The 17698-nt window shown below is 48.0% G+C and carries 16 protein-coding genes; 2 read left to right on the forward strand and 14 right to left on the reverse strand.

Annotation, left to right across the window (positions count from 1 at the left end; all coding sequences use genetic code 11):
* Positions 1-13: 13 nt before the first annotated feature.
* The 12 genes from MKX36_RS19695 to MKX36_RS19750 all read right to left on the reverse strand — a co-directional run bounded on the left by MKX36_RS19695 (position 14) and on the right by MKX36_RS19750 (position 10515).
* Positions 14-1663, reverse strand: coding sequence for a glycosyltransferase (locus MKX36_RS19695; RefSeq protein ID WP_019688494.1), 1650 nt, complete (start codon positions 1661-1663; stop codon positions 14-16).
* A 63-nt stretch (positions 1664-1726) separates the two neighbouring features.
* Positions 1727-2860 (reverse strand): CgeB family protein, encoded by a 1134-nt coding sequence (locus tag MKX36_RS19700; protein ID WP_044787315.1) that lies wholly within the window; start codon positions 2858-2860, stop codon positions 1727-1729.
* Between the two features lie 33 nt (positions 2861-2893).
* Positions 2894-3985: a CgeB family protein gene (locus MKX36_RS19705; RefSeq protein WP_019688496.1), complete on the reverse strand. Its 1092-nt coding sequence runs from the start codon at positions 3983-3985 to the stop codon at positions 2894-2896.
* A 182-nt stretch (positions 3986-4167) separates the two neighbouring features.
* A complete protein-coding gene (locus MKX36_RS19710) occupies positions 4168-4527 on the reverse strand; it encodes a hypothetical protein (RefSeq protein WP_031462145.1) in 360 nt (119 codons plus the stop codon).
* Positions 4475-4825, reverse strand: coding sequence for a hypothetical protein (locus MKX36_RS19715; protein ID WP_016820070.1), 351 nt, complete (start codon positions 4823-4825; stop codon positions 4475-4477). The genes MKX36_RS19710 and MKX36_RS19715 overlap by 53 nt, the downstream gene beginning before the upstream one ends.
* The gene (locus MKX36_RS19720; protein WP_013372833.1) at positions 4825-5157 is read right to left on the reverse strand and encodes a hypothetical protein; all 333 of its coding nucleotides are present in this window, start codon (positions 5155-5157) and stop codon (positions 4825-4827) included. Before MKX36_RS19720 ends, MKX36_RS19715 begins: the two co-directional genes overlap by 1 nt.
* A gap of 29 nt (positions 5158-5186) precedes the next feature.
* On the reverse strand, positions 5187-5474 hold the full coding sequence (locus MKX36_RS19725) for a hypothetical protein (RefSeq protein WP_016820069.1): 288 nt from the start codon (positions 5472-5474) through the stop codon (positions 5187-5189).
* A 118-nt stretch (positions 5475-5592) separates the two neighbouring features.
* Positions 5593-7056: a glycosyltransferase family 2 protein gene (locus MKX36_RS19730; protein WP_330708063.1), complete on the reverse strand. Its 1464-nt coding sequence runs from the start codon at positions 7054-7056 to the stop codon at positions 5593-5595.
* A gap of 72 nt (positions 7057-7128) precedes the next feature.
* The gene (locus MKX36_RS19735) at positions 7129-7860 is read right to left on the reverse strand and encodes a sugar phosphate nucleotidyltransferase (protein WP_016820067.1); all 732 of its coding nucleotides are present in this window, start codon (positions 7858-7860) and stop codon (positions 7129-7131) included.
* Positions 7857-8648, reverse strand: coding sequence for a glycosyltransferase family 2 protein (locus tag MKX36_RS19740; protein WP_016820066.1), 792 nt, complete (start codon positions 8646-8648; stop codon positions 7857-7859). Before MKX36_RS19740 ends, MKX36_RS19735 begins: the two co-directional genes overlap by 4 nt.
* A complete protein-coding gene (locus tag MKX36_RS19745) occupies positions 8645-9580 on the reverse strand; it encodes a glycosyltransferase family 2 protein (RefSeq protein WP_016820065.1) in 936 nt (311 codons plus the stop codon). The genes MKX36_RS19740 and MKX36_RS19745 overlap by 4 nt, the downstream gene beginning before the upstream one ends.
* Complete coding sequence (locus MKX36_RS19750) at positions 9577-10515, reverse strand: glycosyltransferase family 2 protein (protein WP_016820064.1); 939 nt, start codon at positions 10513-10515, stop codon at positions 9577-9579. The genes MKX36_RS19745 and MKX36_RS19750 overlap by 4 nt, the downstream gene beginning before the upstream one ends.
* A gap of 556 nt (positions 10516-11071) precedes the next feature.
* On the opposite strand from MKX36_RS19750, the gene MKX36_RS19755 reads away from it, so the two are divergent.
* Complete coding sequence (locus tag MKX36_RS19755; protein WP_016820063.1) at positions 11072-12850, forward strand: M4 family metallopeptidase; 1779 nt, start codon at positions 11072-11074, stop codon at positions 12848-12850.
* A gap of 166 nt (positions 12851-13016) precedes the next feature.
* On the opposite strand, the gene MKX36_RS19760 is transcribed toward MKX36_RS19755, so the two are convergent.
* Together MKX36_RS19760 and MKX36_RS19765 are read right to left on the reverse strand one after the other, a co-directional pair.
* A complete protein-coding gene (locus MKX36_RS19760; protein WP_235193590.1) occupies positions 13017-14630 on the reverse strand; it encodes a helix-turn-helix transcriptional regulator in 1614 nt (537 codons plus the stop codon).
* A 181-nt stretch (positions 14631-14811) separates the two neighbouring features.
* Entirely contained in the window at positions 14812-15402 is a 591-nt protein-coding gene (locus MKX36_RS19765) for a sensor domain-containing protein (protein ID WP_330720913.1), read from the reverse strand.
* A 281-nt stretch (positions 15403-15683) separates the two neighbouring features.
* On the opposite strand from MKX36_RS19765, the gene MKX36_RS19770 reads away from it, so the two are divergent.
* On the forward strand, positions 15684-17693 hold the full coding sequence (locus MKX36_RS19770) for a serine hydrolase (RefSeq protein WP_340865414.1): 2010 nt from the start codon (positions 15684-15686) through the stop codon (positions 17691-17693).
* Positions 17694-17698: the final 5 nt, after the last annotated feature.

A 17698-nucleotide genomic window follows, 5' to 3' on the forward strand; every position in this document is an offset into this window, starting at 1 on the left:
GTCCGGTGTATATTCACCCGGACCGTTGTTTGGAATGCTGTCTGGCCTTGAGTATGACTCGCTTCTGCTTGTGCGCTTTGGATCGCCGTGACAGAAGTTTGAGTTTCCGCTTGAGCTTCTGTTTGGACTTGGATCTTCGATATAACGGGGACCCGTGAATTTTCTTGAGACGGCTTCTGCCAGCGCTTCTCTTGTACCTTCGATTCCGCAGTCTGGTATGCTTGCGTCCCTTTGGCCATCTTGCCCGAATACTACGCTTGCGGCGAGGCAACTCAGATGGTGCCTCAGGCAAAGGGGGAGCTGGTTGTGGCAAGCCCTGAATAGCTGCATATTCAATTGGCGGCAGGCCCAGCACCGGCAGTTGATTAACCACCGATTCGGGAAATTCTCGAACAGTGTGGGCATAAGCCTCAGGTATAGCAGTGACCTGACGCAGTCCTTCGCTTTCCCTCGTCCATACCGGTCCACCCGGCTGCTGAATCAATGGGAACCAATGCGGATGATGACATACCCATTGACTGACCATGACGTGCAGACTGCTTCGGTAGGAATCGGGTCCGTACACACGCGTAGCCGCACTGTTGTTACGCACACCAATTCGTTCCATTTCCTCGGGATGATCGAGCAGGTAGCCTACTTTTTGCGCCAGGATGTCGCTGTTTCCCGGCTCTACCAAAAAATCTGTATTTCCAGTCGCCTCCATCAATTCCACAAGCCCGCCCTGAGCAAAGGCTACTACAGGCTTGCCGTAAACCAGACCCTCCAGGGCCGTCATACCAAAGCCTTCCTCCACCATGCTAGGGATCACAACAATATCCATTGCGCTATAGGCTGTGGAGACGGACTCCTCAAATGAACTGAACTGGAAGCGGCGGCTATAACGGGACTGGCGAATCAAAGAGACACATTTTACGTAATACTCGGAGTCCACTGAGCTGCCGATGATCCAGAAACGACACTGCGAATTGGTTTCACACAGCTTTAGAGCCATTTGGACAAAAGGCAACAGCCCTTTGGCTTCGTAGATAAAAGATGAAATATAACCAATGCAGATATGAAAATCCCGCAGTCCCAGTTTTTCACGTTTCCTCTTCCGTTCCAGCACATGCTCTTTGGGAGACGGCATTTCCATATCCCGACATGGAGACAACACCGTATGCTGACGTGTCAATCCCCCGCCATACAAAGGACGCATAACCGCTTGCGAAATGCCGATGACCCATTGGCTATAGCGCTCAATAATGGAGACAGAAACTGGCGTATGCGCATTTTGATTAATGACCTCTGTTATTTTCCAGATCACCGGAATATTAAGCTCTTGGGCAGCCATAGCTGGCATGACGTTCACACAGGTATTGACCAGCACCACATCAGGCCGAGCTTGCCCAAGCATCTGGAGCAACGGCGCGTACGCCACATGATTTCGCAAATTCTCCGCATCCTGCGCCAATCCCTCGTACGGGGTATACATGCCATGCAGCATGAATAGATTCTGAATCTGGACAGTGATCCCACGCTTGCGGGCCATTGAGGTTAGCCGCCCTTCACCAGGCGTTACCAGAATGCAATCGAAATACGTACGAACGTCTAGGCAAAATTGCAGCAGCAGCTTTTCCGCCCCTGTAATACTGCGAACGTTGCTGACATGGCTGAATAGCATCATTTTCGGCTTGATCGGAGTTCACCTCCTTTAAAAATAACAACCATCGGACGTGTGTGAATGGCCTTATGGGAATATGACCGATAGCAGTTGGTCAATCCGGTGACCATACGTGTGCTCCCGCAGGGTTCGTTCCAGCGCACGCAGAGCAATCTCACGGCGCTCCTTTTCATGCGTTAAATAAAACTCAACCTTCTCCAGCAGTTCCTGCTGAGAACTGTAAGTTTCAATCTCTTCGCCTGGCTTGTAAAAACGAGCCAGATCGTCTCTTGTATCCGTCAGTTGCAACGTGCCACTGGCGGAAATTTCAAACGTGCGAGGATTTGGCGAAACCCCCGGAATTTTCAGTGAGTTGTTGTTCACTGAATCATCCTGGTGGGAACGATGAAGATTAATTACGATTTTGCTGCCGTTATACGTATCATTTGTCTCAGCCGGAGACATCCAGCGTCCCAGCTCAATTTTGTCACCATACGACTGATAATCCGGGAGACGATCCCACCAGATTCCGTTGATTTTAATGTTACGAGCCATGAGCTGCGGCATAATCGGATTGAAAAAATAGATGCGATTCCAGTAGGCTGAACCTGTAAATCCAATCTCACGCCGGACTGAAGCAGGCGAGCTGAGTGGGAAATAGTGAGTCAAAAATGCTCCAAAGGGCAAATAGTGCACAGACGTGCAACCCAACTGACGATACAGTTCTATACAGTTCATTTCTAAGGTGAACACATAATCATAATTCGTCACAATTTTGGTCGTCGTATCGGTGTAATAGGGATCGTCCGTCAGCCAGATGGCAGTGGGAATGCCCAACTGGCGTACTGCAGCCACCTGTTCTAACGGTAGATCCATCCCATCCAGTGCCAGCATCAGATTCGGACGAAGCTGAGCGGCAATATCTCCTACCGGCTGGCGCGGGTCTGTTACGGTAACCTGAGCCGTCATGCTCTGCAACGTGGTAATGACCGCCTCATCCAGCGGAGAATACGGAAGGCCTTTGCCCGAGACGACATACAGTACATGGATCTGTCGAGAAGGGAACGTTGCTTTGGTTCGCGACACAATCGCGTTAGCACGTCCGCGCAGGTATCCCTCGTCGTATCCGTCATGGATTCCCGCAGCTCTCCCCTTCTCCCAGGAGGCCGCCGCCGTCTGGTGAACAGCTGGGTCATACGGTCCTGTCGTAGATATCGTCATCACTTTCACTCCTCACTGTTTATGGTGTTTACTTTAGGCCATCGCCTTGTCCAGCAATTCTTCCATACGATTCGAGTACCTATGCTTTTGCATGGTTGTGTGCAGTGCGCGCCAGGCTATGCGTTCGCGTTCCCAGTCATGCTTGAGATAGTAGTCCAGCTTCACTTTCAATTCCTCTGCTCCCGAGAAGGTCTCAATGTCATAGCCTGGTTGGTAATAACGGCTCAGATCCTTCCGCACATCCGTCATTTGAAGCGTTCCGCAAGCAGAAATTTCGTATGTCCGAGGATTGATGGACTCCGCTGACAACTGGTGTGTATTCCGATTATCCAGTCCGGGGTCTGTCGGGCGGTGCATATTGATAACAATTTTGGAGCCGTTATAGTATTGAGCGGTCTCTTCCGGTTCCATAAAACCCGGACGGATAAAGCGTTCCAGCACATCCCGCCGGGTTAGCCGATCCCAGTGCCCACCTACGATCAGCACTCTTTTATCCGCCAAGAAGGGAGCAAGGTAGTCAAACAGCTTCACACGGTTCCAGAAGGCATTCCCAATGAAGCAAATATCATGCTGATGCTCACGCTCTACCCGACGTGGATAAAAGATACGGGCTGACACAGCAAGCGGCATATAGTGAACCCTCGTTACTCCTTGATCCCGATAAAACGGCAGACAAGAAATTTCATGCGTAAAAACGACATCGTAGGATTGGCAGATCAACGCCGTATCCTCCGTAAAGTAGGGATCATCTACAAACCATATGGCCGTCCGAATGCCCATGGCTCGTATTTGTTGTACCTGTTCCAGATGATCCGCTGGAAAAACATGCAGCCCGTTCATGACCAATAAGAGGTCTGGACGGTGAGCCTCAGCGTCAGCCAGCATCGTGGCAGGAGTACCGATGGCGCACGAGCTGCATATTTGGCTCAATGCTTCTTGCACACCTGTGTCTATAGCTGCGAAACCTTGCGGAATATACAACACTTTCAACTGGCGAACAGCAGGTTGTATTGCCACGACCTGTGACAGAGCAGCCGTGCAACCGCCCATTCTGCGCCCTTCCCGATAGCCGCATCGGTGTGCTTCGCGTTCATTTCCGCTTCGTTGATCATTCACATCCTTCACCCTGTCCTGTTGTAGGATAAACTTCTGTCACTCCTAAACTATATGCACAGGGGTCAAACGCATCATGGACGACTGCCACTGCCCGGACAAAATTGGCGTTTGCCCGTCCAACTACCGAAACGCAAATAACCCCGAAGCTGCTAGGCTTCGGGGGGTTAACCGTAATAGATGATTTTCATAGTTTACTGTGCCTTGTAAGCGACCTGGTGGCCATCTTCATAACCTTTGGCAAAGCCTGAATTGAAACCCTCATTGTAAGCAGCATCATATCCCTGCTGGAATGCCTGCGGGTCATGCTCCAATACAACAGGAACGGGCTGTGGGTTCTCCGCAGAAGGAGCTGCGGCTGGATTAGCTTGAGGTTTTTTCCGCCGCCGCAGAAGAGAACGTCTTCTACGTACTGAATGAAGCCCCCTTTTACGGCGTCTAAGAGCAAGCAGACGTCTTCTTCTCCGTTTTAACCTGCGAATGCTAGAACGCCGGGCATCTTTACGTCTTTTGCGCGCTTTGTCTCGAGTAGTGCGTTCCCACCTTGTACTCATTTTCATTCCTCCTTTGCTTTCTCGTCTGGGTTTCATTTTTTTGAACAGGCACATGGAGCCACGGCTTCGTCGGTTTCCCATATACCTGTCTTCTTAAAGGAATACCTGCCAACATTTTCGTGATTTCTCCCTGATAGTTGCTGAGTATACGAATGGTCTCTTCCAGACGGGGAGCCGACATATCCGCATGGGGCGTCAAGTCCGCAAGACTGGTCAGCATCCGGGCAACGGCGTGCTGGCTGGCAGCAATAGACTCCATCATATCCAGCTTAATCTCACGTTCACGCCTCATGCTCATTAGTTCATATCCCCCGAGCCCATGCCTCCCATCATCCCTTCCATTCCGCCACCCTGCTGCTCATCCTGGTCCAGCAATGCTTTGAGATTGCTACATAGTCCAGTCTGAAGCCGGGTTAATCCCTCCAGCATTTCCACCATCTGCTCGTGAATTTCCAAAGGCCGCCCCAGCTGCTCTTCATCGGTGTCAAATGCGTGAGGCGCCAGATGGTTCAGCGTCCAATTACGCATTTTTTCTGCTTCGACCGCCTTGGCCTCCAGGATCATAGACACATTCCGCTGCATCTTGGAGGCTGCGTCCAACATGTGAATCATTGCTTTTTCCCTACTCATGTGTTCACTCCCTACCCTCGATTGTTACACTACTCCTCTTCCGAGTATGCCGTCTCCTTCACGACACGAACGAGCATTTCAGCCATTGCTTCCTGAAGGTCGGCAATACCGTTCAAATAGGCAACAATGCTTTTGTTTACTTGTCCCGAGCTATCAATAATGCCCGGAATTCCATCAAAACGCGGCTCCTCATCCGGCAGTTCATGTATGATCTGTGCCATGCGCACGACCACCTGCCGTTCCGCATCCAACAGCCTAGACATCTGCTGCTGCGAGTGCGAAATATGGATCAGCAAATCATCTAACTCGTTATGCATAAGCCCCTCCTTTATGTGTTCCGCCGTGCGGAACGCACGAAATACCTACGGGCTTTCCGCTACTACAGCGTATGCCGCAGCGAGTAGTCGGTTCCGCCTAAAAAAGCCTATTCGATCATCATAAATGCCCTTGCAACACTGGTGGAGCAATAATAGGCTGCTTCTCCGGCAATGCCGACAATTCTTCGGAGGACAAAAACTGAATTGGATAGTCCTCAGCCCGCCAGCTCATAACAGCGTAGAGGGTAAGGAACGGTCTTTTCCAGCCGTTGCCGATTTGGTACAGTTGCCCACCTTCAGCATACAGTAACTCAATCCACCGTTTGCGTTGAGCCGGGATATGAAGTGTGGGCAACATGGACATGTTCCCCAGCTCAGGAGCCGCCAGCACGGGCAAGGGTTCCTCAGGCGCCACAGCTACAGGGGGGGCGTCAGCGCTGCCGGAGACTGTCGCCTCCGGCTCACCTACCAAGGGAAGCGCCAACAAATCAAGCTGAGACACTCTAACTAGACGCACATGTTTATCTCCCGCATCACTGGCTCCATGCAGCCGCCGTCTACTTCCCGGCTCTATCCGAAATACTGCACCGGACGGTCCCTGAACAAGCGCTCCGACGGGATAAAAACTTGCTGCTGATAAGTGGGCTTCCTTACTTGATAATCCTTGGCCGTGCGGCTCTGCTGTTCCAAATTCCGGGTCGTGGAACAGCTTATCCGCGTCCCCCCACTTTTGGACAAAAAAGGATCGGTTCCGGCTCCTTTCCTCCGTTGAACCGATGCTTTCGGCCGTTTGAGGAAAACCATAAACCGTATCCCGATCACTTTCTGCAAAATGGATAAACGCATCTCCGGCAATTGCCATACGTATCCCCAACAAGCGTACACGCAGCAGCCAATCTGCATGGGCTTCCTCAATACTGTGGCATCCTTCGTCCCAATATCCCGTCTTTACCAAAGTGTCTCTGCGCAGTAGTAGACAAAATGCGGCCAGGCTTTCAGTCTCACGCCATGCATCCGGGTTGGGAATATTATGGGCCGTGGCAAATGGACGTACTTCATTTTCATTCATATCAGGAACCTCAATCTGCTGTTCTCCGAATGGACCATTCGTTACAGGGCCGACAACTCCCATACGCGAATCGCTGTATAAACAGCCCATCAACCGGTCCAGCCAGCCAGGAGTCACCATCGAGTTTGGGTCCAGTACAACAATAGTTGTACCTTTGGCCATCATCAGTCCCTGATTCAGACTGCCGATCATCTGAACATCCTTTGTTAGCAGCGCATAGCGTACAGCGATGCTTTTACGGAGCAAATAGGTAGGTGTCCCGTCCGTCGAGCCGCAGTCCACTACAATAATTTCGTGAGGATGGCTCGTATTCTCCTCAATATGATGAATGCAAGCACGGAGCTGTTGAAGCTGATTGCAGGACACAATGATAATACTTACGCCTTCAAAAATCTTGCCGAACGAAGCCTGCCCCAACTTCCTGCCTTGCTCCTGGCCCCTGTTATATCCTGACCAATAGCCCTTCTTTCCGAGCCGTTTGCTATGTTTCCTTTGCGTACTCAGGCGTTTCATGCCGTTCACTCCTCCGGGTGGCATTATGCCTATACTATATGCCTGGCCCGGCTGGATGGTGTTTCATTGAAATCAAGGTAGAAGTCCCTTCATTTTCACTCCAGCTTCCTGAAGGGAATCGAAGGTTCCTGCGTCGCTCCAGTAGCGCCGTAAAATATCATATTCCAGCTTGCCTTCAGCAGCATAACAGTTATTAACATCGGTGATCTCAAGCTCACCACGTGCTGAAGGCGTTATTTCCCGGATCTTATCGAATACGGCAGTATCGTACATATAGATACCCGTAACGCAATATTTGGACTGGGGATGCTGCGGCTTCTCTTCAATCCGCGTAATGCTCTCCGGGCGCTCGGGATCAAACACGGGTACCCCGTAACGACGGGCATCTGCCACCTTTTTCAGCAAGACTCTGGCACTCCCCGGTGGCTGTTGTTTGAAGCGTTCGATGACAGGTCCCAAGTCTTCCTTGAACAAATTATCACCTAATAAAACAGTGAACTTCTCCTCTGACTGCATGTAGCTTCTTGCCAAATCGAGTGCTTCCGCAATGCCGCCCGCTTTTTCTTGAATCCGGTATGTCAATTGGACACCATAATTACTGCCGCTGCCTAAAAAATCAGTGTACAGTCCGGCCGATTGTTTACCAATAATAATGAGCATATCGGTAATCCCCGCTTGTCGCAGCCTTTCAATACCATATACGATCATCGGATACTTGCCGACCGGAAGCAGATGCTTGTTGAGTAATGTAGTCAACGGATGAAGGCGCGACCCGGTTCCTCCTGCGAGAATAACCCCTTTCATATCTTCCTTCCTCCTTCGACAGCATGTTCAGTGCATGGGATTCCCGTTTCGATAAACACTCTGGGATCTACGCTCCATTTTTCTATAAATAATCGATAATTCCGCTCGATCAGCTCTTTGAGCCAGGAAGATTCCGAGCGCGAAAAGCTCGCATTTCCCTGGTGATAGACAAAACAGTCATTGCACATTAGCAGCTTGTAGCCATGCACGCGTGCACGCAGACAATAGTCGTCATCCTCATAATGTCCGGGGCTGAACCGTTCATCCAGCAATCCGATCCGTTCCATCAGCTCACGCCGGAATAACAGGCAAAACCCGACCAACCGCTTGACCTCTTGCCATCTGGAGGGATTACTTGCATTATTCTGCTCCGCATACCTCAGACAGCTGGCCATATCTCCTTCTATTCCGTGAATCTGCTGAATACCGCTGACGTAATTCGTCACCGGTCCCACCAATCCCACTGTGCTTTCACTATGCAAAGCAGCCAACATATTCGATAGCCATCCCCGTGTAACCGTCACATCATTGTTTAAAATGACGAATTGGTCACCCGAAGCCAGACGAATTCCTCTGTTACAAGCTGCCGGAAAGCCCCTGTTTTCAGGAAGACGTATGCTAATTAGCCGCTCAGATGCGCAAAAATCATCCGTCCCGTCATTCGAAGCGTTGTCCACAACAATAATTTCATACGGTGCATCTATGGTATGTGTTCGAATCGCCTCGATACACGGCTTTAATAAATGCAGGCCATTATAAGTCGGAATAATGATGCTCGTCAGACTCATCGTGCATTCCTCCCTTTGGCAACGTCTACCCGTGTTGGAACAGGCCCTAACGGAGAATACCCGGCTACCTGAAACACGGCCGTCAGCGCCTCTGCATGATCGCCGATGATTAATTGCTCCATAGCGTTCCCTTTCCCGACATTGAAGGTCCGCTTGCGGTTTGTTTTAATCACATCGACAGCATGTACGGCTGCCACGATCATGCCATGCAGAATCGCCATCGCATGGGCCTTCGGCGGTACCGCAAGCACGGCTGGCCCAAGTTGATCCAGCACACGCCGAGATAATGCATGCGGTACAGCGGTCAATGAGCTTGCTCCAAGATCCGACCTGCGCAGTACGCGGTTCAGAAACCCTTTGCACCGTGTTACGCTGTCCTGCTGGGTATAAGGCGGCAAATGTCTGCCCAGATCATTAAGCGCCACATCCGTTCCCTGATCCACCGCTTGAAGAAAAGGCAGCAAATCAGACGCTGGGATCGGCAAATCTCCGTCCACGAACAGCACAATATCAGCCTGCGTCAGACGTGCGCCTACCGCACGGCCAACATCATGCCCCAGACGACCCGGTACGTCGACGAGAGTCGCGCCAGGATGACGTTTGGCTACGGCGGAGCGCGTACCATCCGTACAGCCGTTTAATACGACCACGATATCCGCAAGCGGAAGTTTTTCCAGCTCACCCAGTACCCGGTCAATCGTAGTCTCCTCATTACAGACGCTGACCACGGCTGCTGCGGTCCCCTGCAATACAATATCACTGGAGGCTTCACGTTCCTCAGTCAGATGGACTTCGGGCATTTCTTTTGCCCGAGGTGAGAGTTTTCTCACCCTGCGGCTATGCATCGAAGCCGTCGTTTCTCGTTTTCGCTGTATACGTCTTAGCCCCCAGCCCGGGTCTTCACGCTTTCTTCTGCGATATACTCTAGTCACGTTTTCACCTCGTCTCTGATCCGTTTGCGCTCCAAATCTGTATATCCCGCACGTGCTCCCAGACGTGATGTAAGCCAGGCAATAGCATCCAGGTGATCCTGGACAATTACATCTGCCAGCGGGTCCTTGCCGTTCTGTTTTTTACGTGTTGCGTTCATTTTACCGACAGCTATTCCATGTACAGTCACCACTCGCAACCCGGAGACGATGGACATCACTTGAAATAGCGGAGGTTTCTCCAAGGACTTTAGACCTATTTCCTTTAAAGCCTTTTGACTTATGGCGTGTGGAATACCAGTCATAGAGGCTCCCCCTAAATCAGCACGATTCGACAAGATATTCAATACATGCTTTGCCTCAACTACAGGATGTATGGGCGTGCGATTCACAGGTCCATGGTAATCATTCAGCACCACATCCGCTCCTGCACTTACGGCCTGTATAAATGGCCGAAGTCTGACGCAGGGAATGACGATATCACCATCCAGAAAAAGCAGGATCTGTCCGGATGCCGCTTCCGCTCCAATACGACGCCCAACATCATGTCCGAGCGGTTCCGGGAAGGAAAGTACACGAGCCCCCGCCGCCGCAGCCACCTTCGCCGTTCTATCGTGTGATCCGTTCTCAACGACGATAACCTCTGTATGTGGATGGACATGGCGCGCTTCGCGAATCACAGCTCCGATTGTTCTTTGCTCATTCATGGCCGGAATAATGACAGATACGATAATCTTTCCCGCTGATGATGGTTCAGATGGCCGCGCTTCGCCGATTTGTGCCCCTCTCTCCGTTTCGAGTACATCGCTCTTGTCAGAGACTATCGGCTTCTTATCCATGTTCGGCATTCGGTACGGCAGCCACATCTTAGAATGATAATAAGCCCTAGAATGCCGCCTCCGATTAATCTTGAATCCAGCTCTTCCACGCTTTTTCATGCTCCCGTCTCACCTCCCTTGCTGCTGTATAGATGAACAGCATGATTAGGACAGTTCAACATAACCTATGCGGTCCAAAAGCCGTGTGTAACGGCAAGCGTGGAGTCTTTTCGACACAGCAATTTTCGACTTTATTTTACAAAACTTATTATTCCTATTAAATAAATGAGTTTTTAGGGTCTAAAGAATCATTTTGGATAAATTTGTTACATAGATCTTCTCGTCCGTCATTCTCTGTGCTAATATCAGAGCCAGATGATGGGAGTTCGAAAAATCAACTTTTGTTTTTTTTGCATAAGGCAACTTTTTTCCATTATCCGCTTTTATTCCACTATCTTTTTATACGACAGGAAGGGAGGAGTTTGTTACCTTTTTAGGCTACTTGCTTCAAATGCAGTACCCTCTTTTCACGCACGCTTCATGAAAAACACTTCGGTATTTCTCTTCATGTTCCATTCTTCTATTCCAGACGACAACACGACCTACATAAATGGCGTAATGCCTTATTCAAAGCAGGATAATTCGTCCTGACATTAATCGAGGAGAGTGAATTTTTATGAAAAAAGTATGGTTTTCGCTTCTTGGAGGAGCTATGTTATTAGGGTCTGTGGCGTCTGGTGCATCTGCGGAGAGTTCCGTTTCGGGACCAGCACAGCTTACACCGACCTTCCACGCCGAGCAATGGAAAGCTCCTTCCTCGGTATCAGGGGACGACATTGTATGGAGCTATTTGAATCGACAAAAGAAATCGTTACTGGGTGTGGATAGCTCCAGTGTACGTGAACAATTCCGAATCGTTGATCGCACAAGCGACAAGTCCGGTGTGAGCCATTATCGACTGAAGCAGTATGTAAACGGGATTCCCGTATATGGAGCTGAGCAAACTATTCATGTGGGCAAATCTGGTGAAGTCACCTCTTACTTAGGAGCGGTGATTAATGAGGATCAGCAGGAAGAAGCTACGCAAGGTACAACTCCAAAAATCAGCGCTTCTGAAGCGGTTTACACCGCATATAAAGAAGCAGCTGCACGGATTGAAGCCCTCCCTACCTCCGACGATACTATTTCTAAAGACGCTGAGGAGCCAAGCAGTGTAAGTAAAGATACTTACGCCGAAGCAGCTAACAACGACAAAACGCTTTCTGTTGATAAGGACGAGCTGAGTCTTGATAAGGCATCTGTCCTGAAAGATAGCAAAATTGAAGCAGTGGAGGCCGAAAAAAGTTCCATTGCCAAAATCGCTAATCTACAGCCTGAAGTAGATCCTAAAGCAGAACTCTACTACTACCCTAAAGGGGATGACCTGCTGCTAGTTTATGTGACAGAAGTTAATGTTTTAGAACCTGCCCCACTGCGTACCCGCTACATTATTGATGCCAATGACGGCAGCATCGTATTCCAGTATGACATCATTAATGAAGCGACAGGCACAGGTAAAGGTGTGCTTGGTGATTCCAAATCGTTCACTACTACCGCTTCCGGCAGTAGCTACCAGTTAAAAGATACCACACGCGGTAACGGTATCGTGACTTACACGGCCTCCAACCGCCAAAGCATCCCAGGCACCCTTTTGACAGATGCTGATAATGTATGGAATGATCCAGCCGGTGTGGATGCCCATGCGTATGCTGCCAAAACCTATGATTACTATAAATCCAAATTTGGACGCAACAGCATTGACGGACGTGGTCTGCAACTCCGTTCGACAGTCCATTACGGCAGCCGTTACAACAACGCTTTCTGGAACGGCTCCCAAATGACTTATGGAGATGGAGACGGTAGCACATTTATCGCCTTCAGCGGGGACCCCGATGTAGTAGGGCATGAACTTACACATGGTGTCACAGAGTATACTTCGAATTTGGAATATTACGGAGAGTCCGGCGCATTGAATGAGGCTTTCTCGGACGTTATCGGTAATGACATTCAACGCAAAAACTGGCTTGTAGGCGATGATATTTATACGCCAAACATTGCGGGCGATGCCCTTCGCTCAATGTCCAATCCTACTCTGTACGATCAACCAGATCACTATTCTAACCTGTATAAAGGCAGCTCCGATAACGGCGGCGTTCATACAAACAGCGGTATTATCAATAAAGCCTACTACTTGTTGGCACAAGGCGGTACTTTCCATGGCGTTACTGTAAATGGAATTGGCCGCGATGCTGCGGTGCAAATTTATTATAGTGCCTTTACGAACTACCTGACTTCTTCTTCCGACTTCTCCAACGCACGTGCTGCTGTGATCCAAGCCGCAAAAGATCTGTACGGGGCGAACTCAGCAGAAGCAACTGCAGCTGCTAAGTCTTTTGACGCTGTAGGCGTAAACTAAATCATATACACGATCCTCCTCATTTTCTCGTCCATAGACCTTTGCCATTGTGCAACTGTCACTTGGCTCTGCCCATACCATGGACGAAAAATAGGGGTGCAGTGTACAAGTCTGCACCCCTTCCCCCCTTATTTATGGCGCCCCCTCAAAGGGGCGTCCTTTTCTCTTATAAAAGTAATCCTGTATCTCTTGCTTTTTGCACAGCTTCTTCTCGATTGTTGACTCCCAGCTTGTCATAGAGAGTGGAGGCGTAATTTCTTACTGTCCCGTTGGATAGGTAAAGTTTCTCAGAAATTGTTTTATAACGGTTTCCTTGAGATAAAAGATTCAAAACCTCTAGTTCACGTTTCGTTAAGCCATACTCTTCTCCATCTGACCTCGGTCCGACTGACTCTTCTTCATCATTTCCGTCCCACATTCTATGGAACAAATCTTGGTTAATTACCGTGCCTCCCCGATAGACGAGGCGAATCGTTTCAGCCAGTTCACGCGATTCTATGGATTTCAGCAAATAGCCGTCAGCGCCGCTTCGCATGATTTCCTTCGCCCTCTCTGTATCCTGAAACGTTGACAGGATGAGGACGCGAATGTCAGGCCATGTCTCCTTGATTATTTGGGTTGCACGAATCCCATCCTGATTGGGCATCTCCAAATCCATTAATATTAAATCCGGATTCAGGCTTCTGCACAATTCCACAGCCTGTTCCCCATCTTCGGCCACCCCCACCACCTCTAGGTCCTCCTGTCCGTCCAAGATGGTATGGAGACTGTCTCGGATAAACGAATGATCATCGACGATACACAAGCGGATTCGTTCATCGGACAATTGTACCAGTCTGGGTAACACGCATGAAATGAACGTCCCTTCGCCTTTTTCGGAGTATACAGTGACTCTTCCTTGTAACTGTGTCGCACGTTCTTTCATTGCAGTTAATCCGAAGCCATCCTTCCACTCCTCCACTCCGCCGCCATTATCCTGCACATCCAATCTCGTCTGTTGCGGTTCAAAATGCAGTGACACAATGATTTCAGTGGATTGTCCATGGCGCACGGCATTAGTCAGCGATTCCTGCAAGCTCCGATAGAACGTCATTTTCGCTTGTTTGGAGACTATGTACTCTTCCCCTATTATTCGAGTGCGTACATTTACTTGTGCATGTTTCTGGAACTCCTCTGCTAATTGTTGCAAAGTAACAGTCAAGGGAAGTGATTCTTGTGGTGAATCTATTTGATGCAAATAGGCTCTCACTTCCTCCATACTGTTACGGGCCAATTGCAATAATGAGTCGATTTTTTGCTCTCCATCTTTTGTCGCTAATTCCGTACGCAATATTTCTAACCCCATAATGATCGAGGTATAGGAATGCCCCATCGTATCATGCAAATCTTTGGAAAGTCTATCGCGCTCCTCCAACAAAGTAATCTGCTCAATCTGAGATAGGTACTGTTCCAGCACAAGCTTCTGATTGCGAATAACTTCATTTTGGCGGTAATTAGAAACTAGTAAGTGAAAGGAAAATCCCATCGCAAAAGCCAGACCGATTTGTGGGATAATCGCCCATAGATCTGTTCCTGGGGAAAACATTGCAATGAGCAACGGAAACAAAACAACTGTGATAGAACCCGACCAACGGAATGATTTATGAGCACTATTTGCCGCGATCATGAAAGTTGGCATTAAAAATGCAAGATACGCCCCCGGAAATAATAAGGTTAAGTAGAAGCACACTCCGCCAAACAAAACCATCTCAGTAAGCAGATAGTAGCGATAACTGAACATTAAACAAATCCAAGGTACTGAAAATGAGACAACTTCCCAAAGAATGATGATCCAAAGGGGCACAGTTAAATGGTCTTGGTGTTGGATCGTAGTTATCATCAATGAGAACCAGATGACAAAACGTATACAAAGCAATAACCAGTCATACCAGAGCCATTGTTTCCAAGCTGTAAACAAATTATCACTCCTTAATAGCTTTGAACATAGAGCGCGTGTACATTCCAACGATTTGAACTAGGCTCTTTCCAATGCGGGTATTGATCCAGACGAGAATACACCCAGCGATCATGACACTTATAGCCTTTTCCCATGAATCTACAGCGAATCCCAATAAGTATAGCTCAAGATGTTGAAAAAGTATCGGTGTAACGATAAATACGAGTGGAGCTATGTACAATATAACGGCACATATGAGGCTAATCACCCCAATAAAAAATTTCTGCATAAGCCAAAAAACGGCCCTCCAATTGCTACTACTAAGAATTGCTTCTCTCGCTTTCATCCATTTATCCCTTCCACTGTTTGTCCTTGTCAGGATTGGCTCTATTGATATGTCCGTATAAACCTTCGTCTGAATGCGTTCATATTGGACAAACGTGTGAGTTGTTCGCAACACACGCGCCAACAAGGGAATACCCACGAAGATAACCGTCATCGCTAACGCAAATGTAATGCTGACCAAATAGAAGCAAAAATAAAACAGTCCAGATCCGAAGGTAAACAACAAAAAGTAGAAATCTTGCAACCTTTTTCGAGCTGATTCTTTCGTCATTTGATTCTCTCCTACTCTTTCTTTTCTTTGCTAGTACGTTATGAATCGCCCTTCGAATCTAACTTATTATCTGTCACATACAGTAGTGTCAAAGTGTCATGATTTGTAGGTCATGACTATAAAACAAGCCGTACTACGCTCTATTTTTGATGTCATGCATTAGAAGACGAAAGATCACTAGCTACTATGACTTGCCGCTTGCTACACTCGGTTCATACACGGGTGAGTCGACAACTCGGTGTGCTGACAAGAACATTGCAATAAAAAAGGAGAGTTCGAAAATGAAAAAAGCAATAAATAAAGCAAGCCTTGCACTGCTACTCATTTCTACCAGCATGATCTCTGCTTGTTCCCAACAATCATTAGAAGTTGGAGAATTAAAACCATCGACATCTACGGCCAATATTCAAATGACGAAAGCTCCCAATAATGCAAAAGAAGTAGAATCTTTTGCTGATCCGTTATTCGCGAAAAAAATGAAGAAGTACAATGTGAACGGTTCAAGTTTTGTCGTCGTCCATGATGGAAAAGTCGTCGTCAATAAAGGGTACGGTTATGCAGATAAAGAGAAGAAGATTCCAGTCAATAAGGACACGGTCTTCCAAATCGCTTCAGTCTCGAAAACTTTTACCGCCTTGGCCGTGATGCAACAAGTCGATAAAGGAAAGCTTAAACTAGATCAAGATGTACAACGGTATCTCGGTGGATTGAAAATACCCAATAAAACAGGAAAAGCCCTCAACTTGTTTGATATGTTGACCTATACCAGCGGCGTAGATTATCCCGATATCACCACGATAACCGGACCCGAATACGTTAATCGAAATATATCTATGAAGGCGTTTATTCCTAAACATATGCCGACAGTGGTACGATCGCCCGGTGAAGCTTATACGTATGACAACTTCTCATTTTTACTCGCAGGATATGCAGTAGAGAATGTTACGGGCATACCTTTCTCACGATATATGGAAAAGAATATTTTTAAACCCTTAGGCATGAAGTCTACCAGTGTGCGCTTTACGCCTGACCTTCTCAAGAGAATGGCTACACATTACAGTCCCACTGGTGATCCTCATCCAACATATGGGCACGCTCCAACTGATGGACCACAAGGAAGCATTTTGTCTACTGGAGAAGACATGTCAAAGTACATGATTATGCAGCTACAGAATGGAAAGTTTGGAGGTAAACAAATCGTAAGTAAAAAAAGCATAGATATGATGCATGCCTACCAAGTTTTCGCAGATAAGACGATTCCTATTGCGACAGTTGGATTTGAGACATATTTCAACGACTTTGCCAACGGTCAACATGTAGTTTTAAAAGGCGGAAACATGCCGGGACATTCTTCATTGATGGTTTTGGTGCCTGAACAAAAAACCGCATTTTTCATGTCCTACAATAATGATTCCATGATGAGTCTAGATGTGTACGATGCGTTCATGGATCATTACTTCCCTCGAACTATCACTGTGAAGAAACCAACGTACCACCAGTTAGAGGAAAAAGAAGCGCAAAAATACGTCGGTATGTATCAAAATACACGTGTATTCGCGATTCGTACTCACTTTTCCTATGAGAATGGGGCGTTGGTCATGGAAGATGAAACTGCGGGAAAGCAAGTACTCAAAATGATTCACCCATTGTTGTTTGAAGATGCAGAAGGAAACAAGCTCGCTTTCCAGAAAAACAAAGCTGGAGAAATCGCGTATTTTTATTACACCAGTCCTAAAGGTCTAGGCGTTGTAGCTCAATCTCAGAAAATCAATCTCAAACCGCCTTTTGCAGATGTCCCGCAAAAGAGTAACTATAGAAGCCATATAGACAATCTTCATGCTTTAAACATCATGAATGCTAAAACATGTAATCTATTTAACCCGAAGGGCACGATGACACAAGGGGAATTTGCTGACGCCTTGTTGCTCGCACATGGAGGTTATATTTTCCCAGACGAAATCGAAAAAATCAAGAAGCAACTCAAAGTAGGCATACCAAAATATGATCGCGCAACTCCGATTACCAGACAAGTCGCAGCAACCATGATTCAAAACTTGAAGCAGATTCAACCTGACCAAGCCACTCAGGTGAAATTGCTCGACGCTGCAGATGCCTGGGCGGTCCAGTCCATTCAAGCCCTTGCCTCACAGGGAATCGTAGATCCGGATACCATCATCAATACTGATGGCTCCTTTACCTTCCGTCCAAAGAATTTATTGCTGCGTCAAGAAGCGAGCGCCTTGCTTGATTTGGCTTTTGGCTATCATGCTCTGCCTATTAAACAGAAGTAAAAAAT

The organism is Paenibacillus sp. FSL W8-0439 (assembly GCF_038008995.1).
Classification (GTDB): Bacteria; Bacillota; Bacilli; order Paenibacillales; family Paenibacillaceae; genus Paenibacillus; species Paenibacillus polymyxa.